The organism is Cellulomonas sp. P4_B5_2 (assembly GCF_056402235.1).
Window position 1 is genome coordinate 1 of record NZ_JBFUHU010000498.1, and the last position, 1,997, is coordinate 1,997.

The window sequence follows — 1,997 nt, forward strand, 5'->3', positions numbered from 1 at the left end:
CCCCCCCCTGCCGAGCCGGCGCCGCGGCCCACCGCTGCCCAGAAGCCGCGGCCGACCGTGCACGAGGCGCCGACCACGCTGACCCCGGTGGTGGGCCTGCGGTCCGCCGCCGACCAGGTGCTGCCGCGCACGCCCCCACGCGAGCGCACGGGCGAGGCGGCCGGCCCCCGCCCGTTCGTCCCGGTCTCCGCCCCGCTGCCGATCTCGTCCAGCTTCCCGACGACCCCGGCCACACCGGCCGTGCCGACCATCCCGATGCCCCCGCCCCCGGCGGCTCCGCCCGCTCCGCCGGCACCGACCGAGGAGATCGCCCCCGTCCGGGACGCGGTCCTCGACGACGACCTGAACGCGATGCCGGAGCTCGCCACGCTCGCGAAGAGCCGCCGCGCGATCACGACGCTCGTCTGGGTCCGGGCGCGCCGTGGTCAGCGGCTCGTCGCGATGCTGCGCACCGACGGCCTCATCGAGCTGCCCACCGGCGAGCTGTACGCGGACCCGGACAAGGCTGCGTCGGCGGCCGTGGCGGCGGAGAACCTCGTCGACGGCTGGCGCGCGTGGCGGCTGGGCGAGGGCGGCCCGACGCTCGCGGAGGCCACCGGCATCCTGCGTCCGTGACGCCCGGTCAGCTCCACCCGTAGGCCGCGGACCAGCGGTCGATCTCGGCGTACAGGCGCCGGCGCACGGGCGGCGGCGACAGGGTCAGGTCGTGCAGGCCGTCCCGGATGCGGACGACAGTCACGTGCGTGCCCAGCTGCACCGCCCGGCGCACCACCAGCTCGACGTCGAGCACCACGTCGGCGTGGCGCATCTCCTCGCTCCAGCGCGGGTTGATGACGGTCCGGCTGGACGCGAGCACGAGGATCGGCTGCTCGACGGCCAGACCGCGGGCCACCCGCGCGTGGCCCGCCATGATGGCCTGGAGCCAGCCGGCGCGGACGGGGAACGAGGGCGTCGGCCGCCACACCGTGTCGTACGTCCACTCGCCGCCGCTCGCGCTGCTGAGCGTCCGGGCGTAGTAGCCGGGGTCGATGTTGGGCAGCGGGGCCTTCGGCTGGAACCGGGCGATGCGCGCGACCGCCGGGGTGCTGACGTGCCGGAGCACCGACGACCCCTGCAGCTCCAGCCAGGGGCTGTTGAGCACCAGACCGCTGAGCTCGCCGGGGTGCCGGTGCGCCCAGAGGGCCGCGATGAGCCCGCCCGTGGAGTGGCCCATGACCATCACCCGGGCGCGCGCGCCCAGGTCGGTGGTGATCACGCCGAGCGACGCCTCGAGCTCCTCGTCGTAGGTCTCCAGGTCGTCGACGTAGCCCGGCGTCTGGCCGGGACGCAGGCTGCGGCCGTACTTGCGCAGGTCGAGGGCGTAGAACGCGGCGCCGCGCGCGTGCCAGTACTCGGCGAGCCCGGTCTGGAAGAAGTAGTCGGACCAGCCGTGCACGTACAGGATCGCCCGCGACGGGCGCAGCGGCTCGGCGGTCGGCGGCGCGTAGCGGACCAGGCTGGCCACCACGTCCCCCTCGTCGTCGGGACGCAGGACGAGCGTGCGGACGTGGTAGTCGGGGCCGAGGACGTCCTCGACCCACTCGCCGTCCACCGCGTCCCCCCGGCTCATGGCTCGAGGAGGAACGCCAGCAGGTGCTGCAGGTCGTCGCGCGACCCCATCGTCGTGCCCACCACGCTGATCTCCTGGAAGAAGATCCGGGTCAGCTCGGCCGGCTCGGCGTCCCCGCTGGTGGCACCCGCGACGACGATCGTCCCGCCCGGCCGCACCGAGCGCACCGAGTGCGACCAGGTGGCCTTGCCGACGCTCTCGAGCACGATGTCGACCCGGGGCACCCGGGCACCGGGCTCGACGGCCGCAGCGGCACCGAGGGACAACGCCCGCTCGCGACGGTCCTGCGACCGGCTGGTCACGATCATCTCGAGCCCCGCGGCGGCGCCGAGCAGGATCGCCGCCGAGGCCAGCCCGCCGCCGGCGCCCTGCACGAGCACCCGCTGAC

General features: G+C 75.5%; 3 protein-coding genes. 1 reads left to right on the forward strand and 2 read right to left on the reverse strand.

Annotation, left to right across the window (positions count from 1 at the left end; genetic code table 11):
- The coding region (locus tag AC1DUQ_RS21595; protein ID WP_477074621.1) for a restriction system modified-DNA reader domain-containing protein at nt 1-615 on the forward strand (615 nt) is incomplete at its 5' end.
- A 7-nt stretch (nt 616-622) separates the two neighbouring features.
- Here the strand turns inward: AC1DUQ_RS21595 and AC1DUQ_RS21600 are convergent.
- Together AC1DUQ_RS21600 and AC1DUQ_RS21605 are read right to left on the reverse strand one after the other, a co-directional pair.
- A complete protein-coding gene (locus tag AC1DUQ_RS21600; RefSeq protein WP_477059921.1) occupies nt 623-1,609 on the reverse strand; it encodes an alpha/beta hydrolase in 987 nt (328 codons plus the stop codon).
- Nucleotides 1,606-1,997: MDR/zinc-dependent alcohol dehydrogenase-like family protein (locus AC1DUQ_RS21605; RefSeq protein ID WP_477074622.1), on the reverse strand; the 392-nt coding region annotated here is incomplete at its 5' end. The genes AC1DUQ_RS21600 and AC1DUQ_RS21605, both read right to left, overlap by 4 nt.